The following is a 19,950-nucleotide window of genomic DNA, read 5'->3' on the forward strand; positions in this document are numbered from 1 at the left end:
AGAGTTGCGGACGGCTCACTTCACCGGTCGTTTCTCGAGCTTCCGTGCCAGCGTGCGGCGGTGCATGCCCAACCGCCGTGCCGCTTCCGAAATGTTGAACTCCGTCTCGATCAGGGTCTGGTGGATGCGCTCCCATTCCAAGGTCTTGATTGAGGTCGGCCGTGCGTCGAGTGCGACCTCGGCGTTCCCTTCGGCCTTGGTGAAGGCGGCTTCGATGTCGTCGGTGTTCGAGGGCTTTGCCAGATAGTGGCAGGGGCCGAGCTTGATCGCCTCCACGGCGGTCGAGATGCTGGCAAAGCCGGTCAGCACCACGATCAGCATGTCCGGATCGTGGCTGTGCAAGAGCTCGACGCAGGCGAGGCCGGAGGCGCCGCCGAGCTTGAGATCGACGACCGCATGGCCGAAGGAGCGGTCCTCCAGCACCTTGCGCACCTCCTCGATCGAGGCGGCCAGCACGACATCATAGCCGCGGCGCTCGAACGAGCGCTTCAGCGTGCGTGCAAAGCCGGCATCGTCCTCGACGACGATGAGCGAACGGTCAGGCGTCAAAATTCCCTCCGATCGCCAATGTTGCGAGCGGCAGCGTGAGGCGTACCGTGGCGCCGCGCTTCCTGTGATTTTCCGCAGTGACGGTGCCGCCCAGCTTGCGCACCACGTTCACCACCAGGAACAACCCGAGCCCACCGCCGGCGCGGCCCTTGCTCGATTGATAGGGCTTCCCGAGCTGCGCCAGCATCTCCGGCGCAAAGCCCGGTCCGCGGTCGCTGATCGACAGCACGAGGTTGTCGCTCTCCCGCTCGGCCACGAGTTCGACCCAATCGCGCGAGACCTCATAGGCGTTGTCGAGCACGTTGAAGATGACCTGCTTCAGCGCGATGTCGGAGACGATCGCAACATCCGCACCGAACGTATTGACGAAATAGAGCGTGCGCGCGGAGCGCGCGTCGCGCCATTCGTCGACCAGGGCGGTCACGAACGCCGTCACCGTGGTCGGCGACGAGCCTTCGCCGCGCGCTTCGCCCGCCGACACCAGAATGCCCGTGACGATCGACTTGCAGCGTTGCAGCGAGGTTTCCATCTCCGCGAGGTCCTCGGCGAGCTCCTGATCGGCGGCGAGGTCCGGCATGCGGCGCCAATCGCTCAGGATCACCGAGAGCGAGGCGAGCGGCGTACCGAGCTCATGGGCCGCGCCCGAGGCGAGCAGGCCCATGCGCACGATGTGGTCCTGCTCGGCGGCATGCTGGCGCAACGCCGCCAGATGCGCGTCGCGCTCGCGCAGATTCCTGTTGATACGGGTGACGAACACGACCAGCAGGACGGCGTTGAGCACGAAGCCCAAGAGCATGCCGGCCACCGTGAGACTGTAGGTCTCGCTGATCGGGTTCGGCGGCAGGTCTAGCGGCCGGTACGCCAAGGTCAGCCAGACGAAACTCGCGCAGGTCAGCGCGACCAGCGACCAGGTCGAGCGGGCATCGAGCAGCACCGCACCCAGCGTTACCTGCAGCAGGAACAGCGAGGTGAAGGGATTGGTGGCGCCGCCGGAGAGGTAGAGCTGCGCGGTCAGCGCGGCGACGTCCAGCATCAAGGCGACCAGCAGCTCGTTGTTGCTGATCGCGGCGCGATGGCGTACCCAGACCAGGCTGGAGACGTTGAGCAGCACCAGCGCGCCGATCACCGCGCCCATCCGCTCCAGCGGCAGGGGGATGCCAAGGCCGAAATGCACGGCACCGATGGTCACGATTTGGCCGACCACCGCGGTCCAGCGCAGCTGGATCAGCAGCGCCATGTTCTTGCGGTTGGTCTCGTCATCGGTCGGCGCCGTACCGATCAGCTCACTGCGTGCGTCAGCCTGCGATTGCAGCGTGGCGGTCAGTCCGCCATGCGCAAGTGTCTGGGAAAGCGTCTTCCCCTCGTCAGGTCGGCTCGACGATCGTTCCAGCATCTGATCCCGTCCTGCGCGCGGCGGCATCTGGGCCGCCGGCCGGTTCATGGACGAAGCGCCCGCGGCGGAACAGCCCGCCGCCGAATGTGACGAAAAGCCCGCCGGCCAGCATCAAGGCCAGGGCAAACCACGTCAGCGCGTAGATCAGGTGGTTATTGGGAAAGCGGATCACGGTCAATCCGGCGATCGGCCCGCCCGCAATTTGTGATCCGGCGTCGGCATCGACGAAGAAGGGCGCGATGTCGTGGAGCCCGCGTGCCGCCGCAATCGCGGCGACATCCCGCGAGTACCAGCGGTTGTGCTGGGGCACGTTGCTACGCAGGAATCCGCCCTTCGGCTCCGTGATGCGCAGCAGCCCGGTGACCTCGACCTCACCGTCAGGATTGCCGCTCTGGCGCGTCGAAGCGTCGCGCCGTTCCGACGGCACGAAGCCCCGGTTGATCAGAACCAGCGTGCCGTCACCGCGCGCAAGCGGCGTCAGCACCCAATAGCCCGGGCCCTCCTCGGTGACGGCCTGGACCAGCGTCTCGCGGTCATGCAGGAAGCGGCCCTTGAGGCTGACATGCCTGTATTCGTCATTGGCGGCACTGATCGCGGGCCATGACGCGGGCACCGGGATCGGCTGGGCCGCGGCGTGGACGCGCTGCTCGACGCGGTCGATCAGCGCCAGCTTCCAGGCGCGGCGCTCGATCTGCCAGACACCCAGTGCGATCAGAAGCACAAAAGCAATGAGCGATAGGACCGTGAGCCACAAGGACGGGGACCGCGCAGCCTTGCTGCGCGCATCTGCGTCCTTGCCCGTCACGATCCCGATATCGCTCACTTCATGCCGCTCATCTGGTGCATCGGCATCATGTTGCTGTTGAGGTGGTTCATCACCCACAGCGAACCCGACAGCGCGATCACCACCATGACGATGGTGAAGATCAGCGCCATCATGCTCCAGCCGTTCTCGGACGTCGTGTTCATGTGCAGGAAGTAGATCATGTGCACGACGATCTGCACGACAGCGAAGGCCATGATGACCAGCGCGGTGATCTGCTTGCTCGGCAACGTGCCGCTCATCACCAGCCAGAACGGGATCGCGGTCAGCACGACCGAGAGCACGAAGCCGAGCATGTAACTCGAGAACGTGCCGTGGGCGTGGCCGCCTTCATGGTGATGGTCGTCCGCGTGGGCGGCATGGGTATCGGTGCTCATCGCAGAACTCCCAGGAGATAGACGAAGGTGAAGACGCCGATCCAGACCACGTCGAGGAAGTGCCAGAACATCGACAGGCACATCAGGCGGCGGCGGTTGGCCTCGATCAGTCCGAACCTCTGGACCTGCACCATCAGCGTCACCAGCCAGATCAGGCCGCAGGAGACGTGCAGGCCGTGGGTCCCGACCAGGGTGAAGAAGGCGGACAGGAAGGCGCTGCGCTGAGGGGTGGCGCCCTCGTGGATCATGTGGGCGAACTCGGTGAGCTCGATGCCGATGAAGGCGAGACCGAACAGGCCGGTAATCGCCAGCCAGATTTGCGTCTGAGCGATCTTGTTCTGCTGCATCGTCAGCATGGCAAAGCCGTAGGTGATCGACGACAGCAGCAGCATGGACGTGTTCACCGCGACCAGGTCGAGGTCGAACAGGTCCTTCGGCGCGGGGCCGGCGGCGTAGTTGCCGCCGAGCACGCCGAAGGTGGCGAACAGGATCGCGAAGATGAGACAGTCGCTCATCAGGTAGATCCAGAAGCCGAGCGAGGTGCTGTAGCCTTCCGGATGCGGATGCTCGTCGGCGAGATAGAAGACCGGCTCGCCGGTCTGCGCGGGATTGACGGCAACAGTCATTTACTTGGCTCCGGCGAGCAGTTTGGTGCGCGCGTCCTCGGTCCGGATGACGTCGTCAGCCGGGATGTCGAAGTCGCGGTGATAGTTGAAGGTGTGACCGATGCCGACGGCGAGCATCGCGACGAAGCTCACGGCCGCCAGCCACCAGATGTACCAGATCAGGCCGAACCCCATCGCGGTGGCGAAGCCGGCAAGGATGATGCCGGTGCCGGTGCTGCTGGGCATGTGGATCGGTTTGAAGCCGGTGAGAGGACGCTGGTAGCCGCGCTTCTTCATGTCCCACCACGCGTCATTGTCGTGAACGACGGGGGTGAAGGCGAAGTTGTAGTCCGGCGGCGGCGAGGAGGTCGCCCATTCCAGCGTCCGCGCATCCCAGGGATCGCCGGTGACGTCCTTGAGCTGCTCGCGCTTGAGCAGGCTGACCGCGAACTGCATCAGCATCGAGAGGATGCCGATGAAGACGAACACGGCACCGATCGCGGCGATGACGAACCAGATCTGCAGGGACGGATCGTCGAACACCCGCAGGCGCCGGGTCACGCCCATCAGGCCGAGCACGTAGAGCGGCATGAAGGCCAGGTAGAAGCCGGTGACCCAGAACCAGAACGACATCTTGCCCCAGAACGGATCGAGCTTGAAGCCGAACGCCTTCGGGAACCAGTAGTTGATGCCGGCGAACGCGCCGAACACCACGCCGCCGATGATCACGTTGTGGAAGTGCGCGATCAGGAACAGGCTGTTGTGGAGGACGAAGTCGGCCGGCGGCACCGCGAGCAGCACGCCGGTCATGCCGCCGATCACGAAGGTCAGCATGAAGGCGATCGTCCACATCATCGGCAGCTCGTAGCGGATACGGCCGCGATACATCGTGAACAGCCAGTTGAACATCTTCGCGCCCGTCGGGATCGAGATGATCATCGTGGTGATGCCGAAGAACGAGTTGACGCTGGCGCCCGAGCCCATCGTGAAGAAGTGGTGCAGCCACACCAGGTAGGACAGGATGGTGATGACGACCGTGGCGTAGACCATCGAGGTGTAGCCGAACAGCCGCTTGCCCGAGAAGGTCGAGGTAACCTCGGAGAAGATGCCGAAGGCCGGGAGAACCAGGATGTAGACCTCGGGGTGGCCCCAGATCCAGATCAGGTTCACGTACATCATCGGGCTGCCGCCGAAATCGTTCGTGAAGAAGTTGGTGCCGACGTAGCGGTCGAGCGACAGCAGCGCGAGCACCACGGTCAGAACCGGGAAGGAGGCGACGATCAGGACGTTGGTGCAGAGCGAGGTCCAGGTGAACACCGGCATCTTCATCATGGTCATGCCGGGGCAGCGCAGCTTGACGATGGTGCAGATCAGGTTGATGCCGGACAAGGTCGTTCCAACGCCGGCGACCTGCAGCGCCCAGATGTAGTAGTCGACACCGACATCGGGACTGTAGCCGATGTTCGAGAGCGGCGGATAAGCCAGCCAGCCGGTGCGGGCGAATTCGCCGATGAACAGCGAGGCCATCACCAGCACCGCGCCGCCGACCGTCATCCAGAAGCTGAAATTGTTCAGGAACGGAAACGAGACGTCGCGGGCGCCGATCTGCAGCGGTACGACATAGTTCATCAGGCCCGTGACCAGCGGCATCGCCACGAAGAAGATCATGATCACGCCGTGGGCGGTGAAGACCTGGTCGTAGTGATGGGCGTTGAGATAGCCTTCGGAGCCGCCAAAGGCGAGCATCTGCTGGCCGCGCATCATCAGCGCGTCGGCAAAGCCGCGCAGCAGCATCACGATGCCGAGGATCATGTACATGATGCCGATGCGCTTGTGGTCAACCGTGGTGAACCATTCGCGCCAGAGATAGCCCCAGAGGCGGAAATAGGTGAGGCCGCCGAGCAGTGCCGCGCCGCCAAGCGCGACCACCACGAAGGTGCCGACGACGATCGGCTCGTGCAGCGGCAGCGATTCGAGGCCGAGCCGGCCGAAGATGAGCTTGAGAAGATCAGGAGACATGCGAACTCTCTTTAGGAGTCTGACTTCAGGAATCGGACTTGGGACGCTGTCCGAGGAAGAAGGACGAGGACTTCAGCGGCGTGAACGACGGCCGCTTCAGGCCGGCGCCGAGCAGCGGCGCGGTGTCGGCGGGGGCCGTGACCGAGGCGGGGGTCCTGCCCTGCGGCGCATCCGGCGTGCAGTTGCCGGCGACGAAGCTCGGCTCGGGCCCAAATGCGGTGCCGCGGCGGGCGTACTTGTCGTAGGCCAGCGGCAGGGGGTTGTTCAGGCCCTGATGGCCGTTGCCGCCCTTGGCGTCGATCGCCATCATCTCGCTCTGGCACATCTTGCCGGTCTCGACGCACATGTTGAGGATCAGGCGGTAGAGATCGGAATCGATGGTGCCCCAGCGCCGCACCGGCTCGTTCTGGCTGGGCTTCTCCAGCTGGAGATATTCGGCGCGGCCGAGCGTGCCGCCGGCCGACTTGGCGCTGGCGATCCAGGCGTCAAAGCCTTTCTCGTCGAGGCCCTGGAAGTTGAAGTGCATGCCGGAGAAGCCGGCGCCGCTATAATTCGCCGAAAAACCCTTGTAGGTACCGGCGTGGTTGACCACGGCGTGGAGCTTGGTCTCCATGCCCGGCATCGCGTAGATCTGGCCGGCGAGCGCGGGGATGTAGAACGAGTTCATCACCGAGGACGCCGTGATGCGGAAGTTGATCGGGCGGTCGACGGGAGCTGCGAGATCGTTGACGGTGGCGATGCCGTAGTCCGGGTAAATGAAGAGCCATTTCCAGTCGAGCGCGACGACATCGACCTCGAGCGGAGCCTTGGACTGATCCAGCGCGCGGTCGGCATGGATGCGGCCGAGCGTGCGATAGGGGTCGAGCAGGTGCGTGCCCATCCAGGTCAGCGCGCCCAGGCAAACGATGATCAGCAGCGGCGCTGACCAGATCACCAGCTCGAGCTTGGTCGAGTGATCCCATTCCGGCTCATAGCGGGCCGCGGTGTTGGACTGGCGGTAACGCCAGGCGAACAGCACCGTCAGCGCCATCACGGGGAGGACAATCAGGAGCATCAGGACGGTGGAGATGACGACGAGGTCGCGCTGTTGCGCTGCGATATCGCCGGCTGGCGCCAGCACGACATAGTCGCAGCCGCTCAGCGCAGCAGCCAGAGGTAGTAGCGCCAGGATCTTGAGACGAGACACGGGCCGAGCCTTATGAGAATGAGTTTCCTTTGCGGGGCAACGGGTAGCTGCGGCGCAGCAATCCGGACATTGGACAATTTGTCCAATGTTGCAGTGCGGGATGTTGGGTCAGACAGGCCCAGATTGCCTGGCGTCCGTCGGGCGGTCGGCTTTGGTTTTCAGGACGTTAAGGGCGCACGAATGGCGACGGCACAGACCCCCGCAATGGCAGACCTCCACTCGGGCGAGCACGGCCACGACCAGGCCAGTCCCGGCGAGATTGCCATCGGCGTCATCATCGGCCGCACCTCGGAATTCTTCGACTTCTTCGTCTTCGCGATCGCCTCTGTGATCGTGTTTCCGCGCCTGGTGTTTCCCTTCGCGAGCGAGTTGACCGGCACCCTTTATTCCTTCATGGTCTTCGCGCTGGCCTTCATGGCCCGGCCGCTCGGCACCGTCATTTTCATGACGATCGACCGGGAATACGGCAAGGCGGCCAAGCTGGTCTCGGCGCTGTTCCTGCTCGGCACCGCCACCGTCGCGCTGGCGTTCCTGCCCGGCTATCACGAGATCGGCGTCGCGGCGGTCTGGCTGCTGGCGCTGGCGCGCATCGCGCAGGGTCTGGCCTGGGGCGGCGCCTGGGACGGCATGGCTTCGCTGCTGGCGCTGAACGCGCCGCCGTCCAAGCGCGGCTGGTACGCGATGGTGCCGCAGCTCGGCGCCCCACTCGGGCTGATCGTGGCGAGCGCGCTGTTCGCCTATTTCGCCGGCAACCTCTCGGCCGATGATTTCTTCGACTGGGGCTGGCGCTATCCGTTCTTCGTTGCGTTTGCCATCAACGTCGTGGCGCTGTTCGCGCGCCTGCGCATGGTGACGACGGAGGAATATGCCTCGCTGTTCGAGACCCGCGAATTGCAGCCCTCGCGCATCTCCGAGACCGTCGCGCGCGAAGGCCAGAACATCATGCTGGGCGCATTCGCGCCACTGGCGAGCTTCGCGCTGTTCCATATGGTCACGGTGTTTCCGCTGTCCTGGGTGTTCCTGTTCACCCGCGAAAGCCCGGTGCGCTTCCTGATCATCGAGATCGTCGCCGCGGTGTTCGGCGTCGGCGCGATCGTGGTCTCCGGCATCATCGCCGACCGCGTCGGGCGCAAATCGCTGCTGATGGGATCGGCGATCGCGATCGCGATCTATAGCGGCTTTGCCCCGCAGCTGCTCGATGCCGGCGCGTTCGGCGAGACCATCTACATGGTGATCGGCTTCATCCTGCTCGGCCTGTCCTTCGGCCAGTCCTCCGGCGCGATCGCCTCGAATTTCCGGCAGGCCTACCGCTACACCGCCTCGGCGCTGACCTCGGACATGGCCTGGCTGTTCGGCGCGGGCTTCGCGCCGCTGGTCGCGCTGCTGCTCGCCACCAATCTCGGCGTCATCGCCTCGGGTGCGTATCTGCTATCGGGCGCGTTCTGGACCCTGCTGGCGCTCTGGCTCAGCGGCCAGCGCGAGGCCGGCGACATGGACGCGGGCTCCAGCTCATAAGCTCAAGCCGCAGCTTTAGAGGGTGGGCAAAGGCGCATAGCGCCGTGCCCACCATGCCTCAGCGATTAAGATAAGGCGTTGGTGAACACGCTACGGCGGCGGAGTTTGTGGGCTCCAGATCCCGGGTTCGCGCTAAGCGCCCCCCGGGATGACGTGCGCTTAGCGCACGTCAATCCGCAACGATCTTCACGCGATCGCGTACCTTCACCTGCGCGGTGCGATCGAGGCCGTTGAGCACGCGAAAACGCTCGGCGGGGTGATCGACGCCGGCCATGCGGTGGGACAGCGACTCCACGGTGTCACCGGGCTGCACGGTGATGACCTTGATCCGCAGCGGACGGGCGGCCTGGATCTCGTCCAGCGTCAGGCGGCGGAACGAATTCACGGTCTCGCGCGCGTTGCGCTCGCTCTCGGTCGATTTCTGCCGTGTCGCGAAGATGAAGCGGTAGACGTCGCTGCCGAAGCGCAGCGCATAGACCTTGAACTGCCACTGGTCGCCCTTGGCGGTGGCGGACGCGGCCGGGAAGCCGTTGATGGTGAGGTCTTCGGTCGACGCCTTCTCGACGCCCTCCATCCAGCCGGAATTGAGATAGTCGCCGAGCGACTGCTCGGCCGGGACGCGCACCACGTCGAAACGCATCGCCTGGGCGCCGCCCTCGCGCACGCCGATCACCGCCTGGGCGGTGTTGTCGAGCGTGAAATTGTCCGGCGCCTGGAAGGTGAAGCCAAGCTTCGGATGCAGGAAACGGCGGCCGCGCACGAAACCTTCGCTGGGGTCCTCGCCGTAAACGAGATTGTCGATCGCGGCGAGATAGCTCTCGCGGTCGCGCTCGGCGCCTTCAGGCGCCGTGTATTGGCGCGCGATATTCTGCGCGTTCTGCACGCGCTCCGGGGTGGCTGGATGCGACGAGGTGAAATCCTGCGCGCGCGGATCGAGCGAGCTCCTGCCGGCCTTGAGCTCGGCATTGCGCTCCATGGTGGAAAGAAAGCGGGCCGCGCCGTAAGGATCGAAATGCGCCTTGGCGGAGATGCCGACGCCGATGCCGTCGGCCTCGAGCTCCTGCTTGCGCGAAAAGCTCGCCATGGTGAGCTTGGTCTTGGCCAGCGCGAGTGCGGTGAGATCGGGATCGTTGCTCATGTCGGTGACGACGCGGGTGACGATCGCGGCCTGGCGCGCCTGGTCCTCGCGCATCGCGGCATGCTTGGACAGCACATGCGCCATCTCGTGGCTGAGCACGGAGGACAATTCCGAGGTGTCGCTGGCGAGCGCAAGCAGGCCGCGCGTGACGTAGAGCTGGCCGTTCGGCAGCGCGAAGGCGTTCACCGCGCCGGAATTGAGGATGGTGACCTTGTAGCCCTGGTCGGGACGGTCCGAAGCCGCGACGAGCCGGTCGACGGTCTTGCTGACGAGCGATTCGAGCCTGGGATCGTCATAAGTGCCGCCATAGCTCGCCAGGATGCGCTCGTGCTCCTTCTCGGTGGCGGGGGGCTGCGCGACGGCCGGCTTCGGCTTGGGCATGGCGACGGCCGGCGGGGCGGTCGCGGTCTGGAACCGGCCCATGTCGCCGCAGCCCGCGAGCGTCGTGCCCAGCACGAGGCACAGCACGGCCGGCGCAGCCCGCAGGCGGCGGCATTCAGTCCGTACGTGCCTCTCTAGCACCCCATTCACGTCGCTTAACCCGTGCCTGGCCCTTGTCAGGGCCGTCCCCCTGTCGGCTCGTTTGCGCCCAGCAACTCGACCTGCCCCACGAGCCGCACCTCGATCCGCGGTCCCGTATTGTCCTCGACCCAGCCCCGGACACGAATACGTTTGTTTTCCAAGGACTTAAGGGTGATGCCGGCGCTTTCGAACGCCGGTAGCGTGCGCTTTGAAATAGTCGCGGCAAAGCCACGTGTCCAGTTCCGCCCGAAGTTGAGGTAGGTCATTGCCCCAGCTTGCCGGACCGACAGGACTTTACCCTCGACCACCACAAAACGCCCGATCCCCGCCAAAATATCGTCCGGACTTTCCGCGTTTTTTATGGCCGACGGGTCAGCCCAACTGCCCTTTTTTTGGCGCCGCGCTGCAGCTTCCGACGCCATCAGAGCGGCCGCGCAGTCCTTGTCGGTGATCTCGGCGGAAACCAGGGCATTACCCTCGGCGAGCAGCATGGCCTGTACGGAGCTATCGCTTTCGCCGACGAAGACCAGCGCGCCCTGGCGGCCATAGCGGTCGGGTGTGTCGTCGCTGGCGCGGAGCGTGACGTCGCGACCGGCGAGCAGCGATGCTAACGCCTGCTTGGTGGATGCCGTCGCTTCGATTCCGATCAGACGGATCTCGCGGCCGTCGTCGAGACGGATGCTGCGCGCGTCGACGATGGCCGCAACGCGGCCCTCGCCTTGCGCTTCGAACTGGCACGGTGTCGCGAGCGCGGTGTCAGCCGCGACGAGAAGACATAGGACGACGAGGTGAAGCAGTCGCGTCACGTGACCCGGAGAGGTTGCGTTGTGTCTCGATCTTAACTCAAACGATGTGTGAGGCGAAGAGGCTTCCTCATGCTCCGTCATTGCCAGCGATCCAGACTCCCACGCGGAAAGAATCTGGATTGCTTCGCGGAGCCTGTCATCGGGCCGCGCTTTGCGCGGACCCGTTGGCTTGCAATGACGCGGAAAAATCCAGCGCCTCTCACCATTCCGCTTTGCGGAAAACATGCGCGGCCATCATATGCGCCTCGCGCTTGCTGCGCTCTTGCGCATGCGGCATGATTGCGGCAACAGCGATTGCCAATAACGATTGCCAAGAGCAATAACCAAGCCGCCATCAGAGACAGGCGTTAAAGGGAGGTCTTTTCGATGAAGCACATTCTGTCGGGCATTTTTGCCGCCGCGTTTGCCCTCGGTGCGAGCGCAGCGCAGGCCCAGGACAAGCCACCTCTCAAGATCGGCGGCATCCTCGACATGTCGAGCCTCTATGCCGACATCACCGGTCCCGGCAGCGAGACCGCGGCCAAGATGGCCGTGGAAGATTTTGGCGGCGAAGTGCTGGGGCGCAAGATCCAGGTGCTCGCGGCCGACCATCAAAACAAGGCCGATCTCTCCGGCAACATCGCCCGCGACATGCTCGACAATCAGGGCGTCGAGATGATCTACGACGTCGCGGCCTCCGCGACCGCGCTTGCGGCCGGCGAGATCGCGAAGGCGCGCAACAAGATCATCATGTTCAACGGCCCCGGCTCGATCCGTCTCACCAACGAGGCCTGCGGTCCCTACACCATCCATTACGTGTTCGACACCTACGGCCAAGCCAACGTGACCGGCCTTGCGGCCGTGAAGACAGGCCTCGACAGCTGGTTCTTCCTCACTGCCGACTACGCCTTCGGCCAGGATCTGGAAAAGGACACCAGCGCCGTCGTCACCAAGACCGGCGGCAAGGTGCTCGGCAGCGTGCGCCATCCGCTCAACACCTCGGACTTCTCCTCGTTCCTGCTGCAGGCCCAGGCCTCCAAGGCCAAGGTGATCGGGCTTGCGAATGCCGGCGGCGACACCGTCAACGCCATCAAGCAGGCGGCCGAGTTCGGCATCACCAAGGGCGGCCAGAAAGTCTCGCCGCTGCTCGCCTTCGTCACCGACATCGACTCGATTGGCCTCGAGACCGCGCAGGGGCTGTTGCTGGCGGAAGCGTTCTATTGGGACATGAACGACGAGACGCGCGCTTTCTCCAAGCGCTTTCAGGAGCGCGTGAAGCGGCCGCCGACCTCGGCGCAGGCCGGCGTCTACTCCTCCGTCACGCATTACCTGAAGGCGGTGAAGGCGGCCGGCACCACCGACGCTGCCGCCGTCATGAAGATGATGAAGGAAACGCCGATCAACGACTTCTTTGCCAAGGGTGGCAAGATCCGCGAGGACGGCCGCATGATCCACGACATGTATTTGTTCGAGGTGAAGAAGCCGTCGGAATCGAAGGGCCGCTGGGACGACTACAAGCTGCTCGCCACCGTGCCCGGCAGCGAAGCGTTCCAGTCGCTGGAGCAATCGCGCTGCCCGCTGGTGAAGAAGTGACGGCGTAACGAAGTGACGCCGTCATCCCGGGGCTCGCGAAGCGACAACCCGGGATCCATCGGGCGGCAGTGACGGTGGACGAATGGATTCCGGGTTCGCGCCAAGCGGCGCGCCCCGGAATGACGGAGCAAAATAACAACAAGGGAGACGCCCCATGAACGACATGGTCCTGCAAAAGCTCGAAGGCGGGCTGCTCACCATCACCATGAACCGTCCGGAGCGGAAGAACGCGCTCAATCCGGACATGGTCGCCGGGCTGGTCGAAGCGGCGCGGCGCGCGGCCGATGATCCCGAGGTGCGGGCGGTGCTGTTCAAGGGCGCCGGCGGCTCGTTCTGCGTCGGCGGCGACGTCAAGTCGATGGCGGCCGGCCGCGCGCCGCTGCCGTTCGAGCAGAAGCTCGCAAACCTCCGCCGCGGCATGGAGGTCTCGCGCATCCTGCACCAGATGCCGAAGCCCGTGGTGGCGCAGCTCGACGGCGCCGCGGCCGGCGCCGGCCTGTCGATGGCACTGTCCTGCGACCTGCGCATCGCATCCGAATCCTGCAAGATCACCACCGCCTTCGCCAAGGTCGGCTTCTCCGGCGACTACGGCGGCACCTATTTCCTGACCCAGCTGCTCGGCAGCGCGCGGGCGCGCGAGCTCTATCTGATGTCGCCGGTGCTCACGGCGAGGGAAGCCCATGCGATCGGCATGGTGACCAAGGTCGTGCCCGACGCCGAGATCGACGCCGCCGCGCATGAGCTTGCACTGTCGCTGGCGCAAGGGCCGTCGATCGCGCTCGGCTTCATCAAGCGCAACATCAACAATGCCGAGCATCTGGCGCTGGAGGATTGCTTCGACGGCGAGGCGATCCACCACACCCGCTGCGGCGACACCGAGGATCACAAGGAGGCCGCCAGGGCCTTCGTGGAGAAGCGCAAGCCGACCTTCAGGGGCGCATGACCATGGCGCCCTATCTGCGCTTGCGGCAGATCTGCCTCGTCGCGCCGCAGCTCGCGCCCGTCATCTCCGACATCGCGGAGATCATGGGCCTTTCCGTCTGCTACCGCGACGGCAATGTCGCGAAATACGGCCTGGAGAACGCGCTGCTCCCGGTCGGCTCCATTTTGCTGGAGGTGGTCGCCCCGTTCAAGGACGGCACCACGGCCGGCCGCTTCATCGACAAGACCGGCGGCCGCGGCGGCTATATGGCGATCTTCTGCTGCGACGATCCCGACGAGCGCGGCCGCCACGCGAATGCCATGGGCGTGCGCACCGCCAACGTCATCGACCACGCGCCCTACCACGGCGTGCAGCTCCACCCCCGCGACTGCCGGGCCGCCTTCATCGAGTTCAACCACACTGAAGGCAGCGATGACCTTCTTGGGCCTTATCCGCCGGCGGGGCCGGACTGGCAGAAGTCTATCCGCAAAGACGTGACGCAGGCACTGACGGCGGTCGAGATGCAGAGCCCGGATCCGCACGGTCTGGCGGAGCATTGGGGCAAGATCATCGGGGTTGCGGCTCGCGACTCCGAGCTGAGGCTGCCCAATGCAACCTTCCGCTTCGTGACGGGCGCGAGCGAGATCATGAGCGCGCTGGAGTTTCGGGTGACCGACGTGGCGCGCGTGCTGCATGCGGCCAAGGCGAAGGGGCATGCGGTGGCGGGGAACGAGTTCTTGTTAGGTGGTGTAACGTTTCGCGTCGGTTGATTCCCTCGTAGTGATCCGTCACCCTGAGGTGCTCGCCTCTTCGGCGAGCCTCGAAGGGCGACGGCCACAGGCGGGCCGTTCATCCTTCGAGACTCCCCATCGGGCGCTTTGCGCCCGACGCCTCGCACCTCAGGATGACGGTTTGAAAGAGTGCGGCGGCTCGACCAGGACGAGGAGAGGCTTAACATGCCGCATCCGCTCGACAGCTTCTTCGCCCCGGCCAGCATCGCGCTGATCGGGGCTTCGCGCGATCACGAGAAGATCCCGGGTCGGCTGCTGTCGATGCTGCGCAGGAACGAGTATCCCGGCAAGATCTACCCGGTGAACCCGAACTACACCGACATCGATGGGCTCGCCTGCTACAAATCGATCGCGGAGATCGGCGCGCCGATCGACCTCGCCGTCGTCATCATTCCCGCGCGCGCGGTTCTCGCCGCGCTCGAGCAGTGCGCGGTCGCGGGCGTCAAGAACGCGGTGATCATCTCCTCCGGCTTTGCCGAGGAGGGCGGCGACAGCGCGGCGATGCAGGATGCGATCGCGGCGCTGGCGAAGCGCACCGGCATGCGAATCTCCGGTCCGAACGCCGAAGGCTTCTTCAGCCAGGTGCAGCGCGTGGCGGCGACGTTCAGCCCGGCCGTGGACGTCAAGCCCGATGTCGTGCCGTTCGTTGCCACGACCAAGCGGATCGGCATCGTCGCGCAAAGCGGCGGCATCGGCTTTGCCTACTACCATCGCGCCAAGGCACTCGGAATCGCCGTGAGCTATGTCGTCAGCGCCGGCAATGAGGCTGATCTGGGAGCAGGCGAGTTCCTGGATTACATGGTGCAGGATCCCTCGACCGACGTGATCCTGCTGTTCATCGAGGGCATTCGCGACGTCGACAGTTTCTTGCCGCCGCCCGGCGCGCCGCAGAGCTCAAGAAGCCCGTCATCGTCACCAAGGTCGGCCGCTCCGGCGCAGGTCAACGCGCCGCGGCCTCGCATACCGCGAGCATGGCGGGCTGGTCGGCGGCCTATGATGCGGTGTTCGCGAAATACGGCTTCATCGTCTCCAACGACCTCGACGAAGCGCTGACGATCGCGGCGGTACTTGCCAGCAATCCGCTGCCGAGAGGCGACCGGGTTGCCGTGGTGACGGTGTCGGGCGGCGCCGGCATCTGGGGTGCGGATGCCGTGGCATTGCAAGGCTTGCAGGTGCCGGAGCTGTCCGAGCCGATCCAGGCGGGCATCAAGGCGTTGATGCCATCCTACGGCACTGCGCGCAACCCGATCGACGTCACCGCACAGGGCGTGACGTCAGGCGGTTTGCAGAAAAGCGTCGACGTGCTCACCGCCTCCGACGAGGTCGACGCCGTTCTGGTGGTGCTGTCGCTGTCGAGCGAGGTACGAAAGCCGTTTAGGGAGGAAGAGTTGCGGCCGGTGCTGGCAGCCCAGCACAAGCCGGTGGTGTTCTATTCCTACACGGTGCCGTCCGACTTCGCGCGGCGCGAGCTCGCCAAATCCGGTGTCGTGGTGCTCTCGGGCCTCACCCATGTCGGCGTCGCGATGCGGCGGCTGGTCGATTACGCGAGGTTCAGCCTGCCGAAGTCTGCGGACGAGGCGCGGCTGCCGCCGCGCGATCTCTCCGCGCATCTGAAATCACCGTCTCTGTCCGAGGCCGACAGCAAGGCGCTGCTGCGTGCCGCCGGCATTGCGTTGCCGGACGAAGTGTTGGTGACGGACAAGGCCGGGCTCGACGACGCCGTCGCCCGTGCCGGCTTTCCGCTGGTGATGAAAATCCAGTCGCCCGATATCGCGCACAAGAGCGAGGTCGGCGGCGTCCGCGTCAACATCACCACCAAGGGCGAGGCGTTCCTGGCGTTCGAGGCTTTGCACAACAATGCGCGCAAGCATCGGCCGGAGGCGGAGATCCAGGGCGTGCTGGTCGGCCCGATGGCGAAGAAGGGGGTCGAGATCATCGTCGGCACGATGACGGACGAGACGTTCGGCCCCATGGTGATGGTGGGCCTCGGTGGCATCACGACGGAGCTGTTCCGCGACGTCGTCTATCGTCCCGCGCCGGTGAGCGCGGAAGAGGCCGGCGCGATGCTGGCGGGCTTGAAAGCGGCGCCGCTGCTGAATGGGTTTCGTGGGGCTGCGAAGGCCGATGTTGCGGCGCTGGCGCAGTTGATTGCGGATATTTCGGTGCTCGCGGCGCGGCAGATCGCGGAGATCGAGCTCAATCCCGTGCTGGTGCACGGCGAAGGGCAGGGCGTCACGATCGTGGATGCGCTGGTGGTGCGGCGGAAATAGCGAACCACAACCACCACTGTCGTCCCGGACAAGCGAAGCGCAGATCCGGGACCCATGCCCACAGGGAGTACTTTGGCGAAGACTTGGAGTGACCAGCTCGCGCTACAGCTTCTCCCTGGTGGGTGCCTGCTTTCGCAGGGACGACAGCGGAGAATGCAGCGCCGCCGGGGCGATATGGTTACTATCGTCCCTTAAAGTTCGCCACGCGCCGCTCTTCCGTGGCCTTCACGCCTTCCCTAAAATCTTCCGTCGCGCGCAGCTTGGTCTGTTCGGCGAGCTCGTGGTTGGTGGCAGCCATCACCCGGTCGGCGAGGTCGTTGCGCATCGTGGCGCGGGTGGAGAGCAGGCCGAGGGGCGAGCACTCGGCGATCTCGCCGGCGAGCTTCATCGCGGCTGACTTCACCTGGTCCTGCGGCACCAGCTCGTTGGCGAGGCCCCATTTGTAGGCCTCTTCGCCGGTGACGCGGCGGCTGGTGTAGAACATCAGCTCGGCGTTGTTCTTGCCGATCAGCTCGGGCAGCGTCACGGTCAGGCCGAAGCCGGGGTGGAAGCCGAGCTTGGTGAAGTTCGCGGAGAAGCGAGCCTCCGGGCAGGTGACGCGGAAATCGGCGGAGACCGCAAGGCCGAGGCCGCCGCCGATGGCCGCGCCCTGCACGGCGGCAACGATCGGCTTCTTGGCGCGGAAGATGCGCACGGCCTGGATATAGAGATGGTTGATCGGTCCGAGATTGTCGGCGGGATCGCCCTTCTTGGCTCGCTCGGCCTCGCGCGCTTCCTGCGCCTGCCGGGCCGGGTCGCCGAAATTGGCGCCAGCGCAGAACGCCTTGCCCTGCGCCGAGAGAACGGAGCTGCGGATCTCGATGTCGCGGTCGAACTCGTCGAGCGCGTCCGCGATCTGGTTGATCAGCGAGATGTCGAAGAAGTTCAGCGGCGGGCGGCGGATTTCGATTGAGCCGACGTGTCCGACCTTCTCGACGCCGATATCTGTGTAAGTGCTCATGATGTCCTCGAAAGTTTAACGCAGGCCCAATCCGCGGGCGATGATGCCGCGCAGCACCTCGGTGGTGCCGCCCTGGATGGTGAGTTTCGGCGCGGTCTTGATGGCGAAATCGAGCTGCCGCTCCAGGGTCTCGCGATTGGTCGCGGTTTCCTCGACGAACGCGGCGAGATCGCGAACGCGGTGCGGAAGCTGCTGCTCCCAGACCGTGCCAATGTCCTTGACGATGGAGGCCTCGACCACCGGCTCCTTGCCGGCCTCGAGCATGCCGGCCACCGAGACCGACATGCGCCGCATGGTGTGGAGCTGCGCCACCAGGCGGCCGATGCCTTCGGCGCTGCGCGTGTCCGGGTTCGGGCCCACCGCGCGCACCAGCTCGGTCAGCACGTAATAGGTCTCGAGGAAACGTTCTGGCCCGGATCGCTCGTAAGCGAGCTCGCTCGTCGCCTGCTTCCAGGCGCCGTCGACCTCGCCGAGCACGTGGTCATCGGGCACGAAGAAGTCGGTGAAGACGACCTCGTTGAACTCGTACTGTCCGGTGATCTGGCCGATCGGGTTCACCTTGATGCCCGGCTGCTTCATCTTGACCAGGAACTGGGTCAGGCCGTGGCGGCGGTTTTCCTTGGTGGGCGGCGAGGTCCGGAAGATCGCGATCATGTAGTCGGCGATATGCGCCGACGAGGTCCAGATCTTGGTGCCGTTGATGAGATAGCCGCCGTCGGTCTTGGTCGCGCGCGTCTTCGCGGCGAACAGGTCGGAGCCGGAATTCGGCTCGCTCATGCCGATGGCAAAGCAGATCTCGCCGCGGCAGATCCGCGGCAGGATCTCCATCTTGATGTGTTCAGGTGCGTATTTCAGCAGCACCGGTCCGCTCTGGCGGTCGGCGACGAAGAAGCGCCGCGTCGGCGCGTTGGCGACGCGCATCTCCTCGGTTACCACGTAGCGTTCCAGGAAGGAGCGCTCCGGGCCGCCATATTTCTTCGGCCAGGTCATGCCGAGCCAGCCCTTGGCGCCGACCCGGCGGGAAAATTCCGGCGCGTCGGTGTCCTCGCGGTTGGGCTTGTGCGGATCGAAGGTGCCGGCGGCGATTTCCTCGGCGAGGAAGGCGCGCACTTCCTTGCGCAATTGCTCGCACTTTTCGGGCAGGCGGATCGGATCGAAACGAAGGGCAGCGGTCATGTGTTCTCTCCCGATCAGCGCGACGCCACGAGGGGCCACAATTCGTCGGCGCCGCGGTTTGCGACCAGCTTGCCGAGCTCGACGGCCCAATGACTCTCCGAGCCGAAATCGTCGCGCCAGGCCAGCGCCCGCAGCGAGTAGCGGTGCAAGATGTGCTCCATGGTGAAGCCGATCGCGCCGTGCACCTGGTGGGCGATGGCGCCGCCTTTCTCCGCGGCTTCCGCGCAGCGGATCTTTGCGGAGGCCGCTTCGAGATAGACCTCGTCGTCGAACGCCCTGGCGCTCGCGATGGCGTCAGCCGCCGAGGTCGCGGCCGCGAGCGCCGCGGCGGATTCGCCGGCGAGGCGCGCGAGGTTGTGCTGCACAGCCTGGAATTTCGAGATCTTCTTCTCGAAGGCGACGCGTTCGTTGGAGTAGCGCACGGAGATGTCGAGCATCGATTCCAGCGCGCCCGCGATCTGCAGGCTGCGCGCAACGCCGCCCATCAGCATCATCGTGGTCTGGTCCAGGCCCTTCGGCGCGGCCTTGAGCGCAACGGGCTGGACCTTGTCGAGCGTCACGGTGTCGCTGTGGTCGTAGCCGACATTGAGGCCGGCCTCGATCCGCGCCTTGGCGGCGTCGACCAGGGCGACGGAGACACCGTCCTTGCCGCGCGCCAGCACCGCAAAATGCTTTGCCGTCTTCGCGAAGGGTACGCCGCGGGTGCGGCCGGAGAGTAACCCGTCGGCATCGAGGGTGATACGGTCTTTCGGGCTCGCCGGCAGCACCGTCATCTCGCCCTCGGGCGAAGCGATCTTCGCCTGCGCCAGCAGCCAGCCGGCCAGCATGGTCTCGGCGAGGGGAACCGCGACGGCGAAGCGGCCGGCGGCGTTCAGCAGCGCAAACCCGTCGGCAAGGCTTGCGCCCGAGCCGCCGAGATCATCGGGCACCCAGGACAATGGCAGGCCGGCCTCGCTCAGCGCCTGCCACAGCGGCGCCTGCCATGCACCCTTCTTGTCGTTGTTGATGGTTTGCGGATCGGCGAGATCGGCGAAGATCTTCTCCGCGGTCTCGACGACGATGTTGTCACTCTCCGCCACAGCGTTCCCCGTGTCTTACCGTTGGCGCGTCCCGTCAGCTCGATCGGCGCGCGGCTCTTCTTGCGCCCGATGATCCGAAAAAGCCATGGCCCTGACAAGCGTTGATCGCAGGTCAACCTGCGGCGCGGGCATGGGCGCAAGGGCCGACGGGAGGTTAATTCCGCTTAGCGGAGTTTGCTCGATTTGCAGGGCGCGGCAAACTCGCTA

At 65.2% G+C, this 19,950-nt stretch carries 16 protein-coding genes and 1 pseudogene; 5 read left to right on the forward strand and 12 right to left on the reverse strand.

Annotated features, from left to right (window positions below):
- Positions 1–15: 15 nt before the first annotated feature.
- The 7 genes from X268_RS00485 to cyoA are packed head-to-tail and all read right to left on the reverse strand — an operon-like array spanning position 16 to position 6,952.
- Entirely contained in the window at positions 16–549 is a 534-nt protein-coding gene (locus tag X268_RS00485) for a response regulator transcription factor (RefSeq protein ID WP_128923111.1), read from the reverse strand.
- Complete coding sequence (locus X268_RS00490) at positions 539–1,942, reverse strand: ATP-binding protein (RefSeq protein ID WP_164937450.1); 1,404 nt, start codon at positions 1,940–1,942, stop codon at positions 539–541. Before X268_RS00490 ends, X268_RS00485 begins: the two co-directional genes overlap by 11 nt.
- Positions 1,914–2,765 (reverse strand): SURF1 family protein, encoded by an 852-nt coding sequence (locus X268_RS00495; protein ID WP_128923113.1) that lies wholly within the window; start codon positions 2,763–2,765, stop codon positions 1,914–1,916. Before X268_RS00495 ends, X268_RS00490 begins: the two co-directional genes overlap by 29 nt.
- A complete protein-coding gene (gene cyoD, locus X268_RS00500) occupies positions 2,762–3,142 on the reverse strand; it encodes a cytochrome o ubiquinol oxidase subunit IV (protein WP_128923114.1) in 381 nt (126 codons plus the stop codon). The genes X268_RS00495 and cyoD overlap by 4 nt, the downstream gene beginning before the upstream one ends.
- Positions 3,139–3,768 (reverse strand): cytochrome o ubiquinol oxidase subunit III, encoded by a 630-nt coding sequence (gene cyoC, locus X268_RS00505; protein ID WP_128923115.1) that lies wholly within the window; start codon positions 3,766–3,768, stop codon positions 3,139–3,141. Before cyoC ends, cyoD begins: the two co-directional genes overlap by 4 nt.
- Positions 3,769–5,766, reverse strand: a complete 1,998-nt coding sequence (gene cyoB, locus X268_RS00510; RefSeq protein WP_128923116.1) for a cytochrome o ubiquinol oxidase subunit I — start codon at positions 5,764–5,766, stop codon at positions 3,769–3,771.
- A 25-nt stretch (positions 5,767–5,791) separates the two neighbouring features.
- On the reverse strand, positions 5,792–6,952 hold the full coding sequence (gene cyoA, locus X268_RS00515) for a ubiquinol oxidase subunit II (protein WP_128923117.1): 1,161 nt from the start codon (positions 6,950–6,952) through the stop codon (positions 5,792–5,794).
- 180 nt (positions 6,953–7,132) lie between these two features.
- Between cyoA and X268_RS00520 the strand changes: the two genes are divergently transcribed.
- Complete coding sequence (locus X268_RS00520) at positions 7,133–8,467, forward strand: MFS transporter (protein WP_128923118.1); 1,335 nt, start codon at positions 7,133–7,135, stop codon at positions 8,465–8,467.
- A 169-nt stretch (positions 8,468–8,636) separates the two neighbouring features.
- Here X268_RS00520 and X268_RS00525 read toward each other — a convergent pair whose 3' ends face one another.
- Both X268_RS00525 and X268_RS00530 read right to left on the reverse strand, forming a co-directional pair.
- A complete protein-coding gene (locus X268_RS00525; RefSeq protein ID WP_128923119.1) occupies positions 8,637–10,127 on the reverse strand; it encodes a M48 family metalloprotease in 1,491 nt (496 codons plus the stop codon).
- Positions 10,128–10,162: 35 nt separating this feature from the next.
- On the reverse strand, positions 10,163–11,014 hold the full coding sequence (locus X268_RS00530; protein ID WP_128929102.1) for a thermonuclease family protein: 852 nt from the start codon (positions 11,012–11,014) through the stop codon (positions 10,163–10,165).
- Positions 11,015–11,299: 285 nt separating this feature from the next.
- On the opposite strand from X268_RS00530, the gene X268_RS00535 reads away from it, so the two are divergent.
- From X268_RS00535 to X268_RS40665, 4 genes and pseudogenes are all read left to right on the forward strand, one after another.
- Complete coding sequence (locus X268_RS00535) at positions 11,300–12,505, forward strand: ABC transporter substrate-binding protein (RefSeq protein WP_128923120.1); 1,206 nt, start codon at positions 11,300–11,302, stop codon at positions 12,503–12,505.
- 154 nt (positions 12,506–12,659) lie between these two features.
- Complete coding sequence (locus X268_RS00540) at positions 12,660–13,448, forward strand: enoyl-CoA hydratase (protein WP_128923121.1); 789 nt, start codon at positions 12,660–12,662, stop codon at positions 13,446–13,448.
- A gap of 2 nt (positions 13,449–13,450) precedes the next feature.
- Entirely contained in the window at positions 13,451–14,197 is a 747-nt protein-coding gene (locus X268_RS00545; protein ID WP_164937451.1) for a VOC family protein, read from the forward strand.
- Positions 14,198–14,473: 276 nt separating this feature from the next.
- Positions 14,474–16,488, forward strand: a pseudogene (locus X268_RS40665) (acetate--CoA ligase family protein).
- 181 nt (positions 16,489–16,669) lie between these two features.
- Here the strand turns inward: X268_RS40665 and X268_RS00555 are convergent.
- Genes X268_RS00555 through X268_RS00565 form a run of 3 tightly spaced genes read right to left on the reverse strand, consistent with a single transcriptional unit; the run spans position 16,670 to position 19,743 of the window.
- Positions 16,670–17,488, reverse strand: a complete 819-nt coding sequence (locus X268_RS00555; RefSeq protein WP_128923123.1) for an enoyl-CoA hydratase/isomerase family protein — start codon at positions 17,486–17,488, stop codon at positions 16,670–16,672.
- A 15-nt stretch (positions 17,489–17,503) separates the two neighbouring features.
- Positions 17,504–18,664: an acyl-CoA dehydrogenase family protein gene (locus X268_RS00560; protein WP_128923124.1), complete on the reverse strand. Its 1,161-nt coding sequence runs from the start codon at positions 18,662–18,664 to the stop codon at positions 17,504–17,506.
- A gap of 14 nt (positions 18,665–18,678) precedes the next feature.
- The gene (locus X268_RS00565; RefSeq protein WP_128923125.1) at positions 18,679–19,743 is read right to left on the reverse strand and encodes an acyl-CoA dehydrogenase family protein; all 1,065 of its coding nucleotides are present in this window, start codon (positions 19,741–19,743) and stop codon (positions 18,679–18,681) included.
- Positions 19,744–19,950: the final 207 nt, after the last annotated feature.

This window comes from Bradyrhizobium guangxiense (assembly GCF_004114915.1).
GTDB lineage: Bacteria > Pseudomonadota > Alphaproteobacteria > Rhizobiales > Xanthobacteraceae > Bradyrhizobium > Bradyrhizobium guangxiense.